This window comes from Flavobacterium sp. (genome assembly GCF_023151265.1).
GTDB lineage: Bacteria > Bacteroidota > Bacteroidia > Flavobacteriales > Flavobacteriaceae > Flavobacterium.
Genome location: NZ_JAKLJH010000232.1, coordinates 1 through 1737, shown reverse-complemented (window position 1 = coordinate 1737; position 1737 = coordinate 1). Strand labels below are relative to the sequence as shown.

Below are 1737 nucleotides of genomic sequence, written 5' to 3'. Positions count from 1 at the left end.
AATCTTTAGGTATTGAACATAAAAAAAGGGAATACTCTATTACAGAATTGCAATCAAAAAAACAGGAAAGTTTAAATCAGATATATTCCTACTACAATAATTTAGAATTAAAAATAGCAACTACTCCAGATGAGCAATTGCATACTCTCAGAATAAATATGGTAAATGCAATTTTCATGCATGATAAGATAAAAGAATATTGTAAGGGTGATTCAAATTTCCCGGAAGAAGTTCTTGGATTAAATCTATATTGGCTTAATAGAATACGGATCGAAGTGATTAAAGAGCAAATCAAAAGAGGACTCATTGATGAAAATGCAGAGTATAACTAAGACAATAATACGTCAGGCGAAATCTAAAATAAAAAAGGTTCTTACTCTTATTATATTTTCCTCAATACTTACAGTATCATGTGAAGGGGAAAGAAGGAAAAATGAGCAAGCATTAGAAGGGTACAACATCAAAAATAATCCAGGTTGGTATTATTTGATGTTCGCTGAAGCAGGCATTTTCACGGGAGGATGCGAGGGTGAAGCTCAAAGAAAAGCAAAGTATATAATAGAGGCTGAAAAAGAAACAACAATGGAAACCACTACCAGCAGCAGTTTAATTGATATTTTATTTAAAATCTCAAAAAATAAAAACTTGAAGATGACCTTCACTCCACTCGACGCAGGTTGTCTTTATAATCCAAATAATGGTTTTAGTTTTAAAGCATGCAATGGTTTACTTAATGGATCCCCATCTTATATCAATTGTTCTGATTTCTCCAATTTTGGTTTGTCAAGTGGTCCTGTAATTTGTAAATTAAATATATTAAATCAAACTTTAACGAGTCTGTGGGGAACTCTTAGAATAGATTCAGCATCAGTAGGATACAAATGCAAAGTTTCAATTTTAATTCAATACGAATAAAGAGGTGATTATGAAATTATTACTAACACTTTCCACTTTTCTCTTTTCCTTTTCAGTTTTGATAGCCGAAGGAACAGACTACAGTTTTGAGAAACCAGCATATGGGATTCAGGAAAACAATTGTCATTTAACAGATTATTTTAAAGAAGATACCCAAATCACATTTTACGGGGATAGCCGTTTAGATTATGCTGACGAGCCTGTGACAGGTGGAAAAAATCTGCTCTGGTATATAAACAATGGAATTGATGGAAGTGATTCGTCTAACCTACCAAATTTTGGAATTCAAAATTTCGGACAAAGCACTTGGATAGCAGACCAACTGAATAGTCATTTATTTACATGCTTACGAAATAAAAATTACAAAATCTCAAATCGTTTCGTTGTAAATATCGGTGGTAACGATTGGATATGGTGGTCGCCCGGAATTTTGGGAAATCCGTGGATTGCAGTTGTTGCAGCAGCAGTTATTGAAAATAACCTCAGAGGAATTATAGGAAAATTGAAAATGAATGCCAGCCGAAACCAAGGGAAATTCGAAGTTTTAATTCTGGGTAATTATCCTGTTGTTTCCGGTTCATATCAATATAAAGCTGGAAGTTCAAAAGACCTTCTCCCGCTTGAAACAATATTAAATGTTGGAACCATCATCAACGCTGGTGTTGGATATATGAATGAAAAGTATAAAGAGATTGCAGAACAAAATCAAATTCATTATTTAGATACTACTGCCGTTATGCGTGACCCGATTAATCCGAATAGTGCAGACCCGCAGTTGATGTTGCCAGATTTGCTACATCCAAATCATGCAGGCTTTCAAAA

3 protein-coding genes are annotated in these 1737 nt (G+C 33.9%); all 3 read left to right on the top strand.

Going from position 1 to position 1737, the window contains the following annotated elements:
- Positions 1-332 (top strand): hypothetical protein (locus L6Q46_RS13890; RefSeq protein ID WP_291284812.1); only part of this gene is annotated, 332 nt, incomplete at its 5' end.
- Positions 310-915 (top strand): hypothetical protein, encoded by a 606-nt coding sequence (locus tag L6Q46_RS13885; RefSeq protein ID WP_291284811.1) that lies wholly within the window; start codon positions 310-312, stop codon positions 913-915. The genes L6Q46_RS13890 and L6Q46_RS13885, both read left to right, overlap by 23 nt.
- Before the next feature lie 10 nt (positions 916-925).
- The coding region (locus L6Q46_RS13880; protein ID WP_291284810.1) for an SGNH/GDSL hydrolase family protein at positions 926-1737 on the top strand (812 nt) is incomplete at its 3' end.

Coding starts and splice junctions, on each gene's coding strand:
- L6Q46_RS13885 (WP_291284811.1), top strand. CDS start 310: ATGAAAATGCAGAGTATAACTAAGACAATAATACGTCAGGCGAAATCT.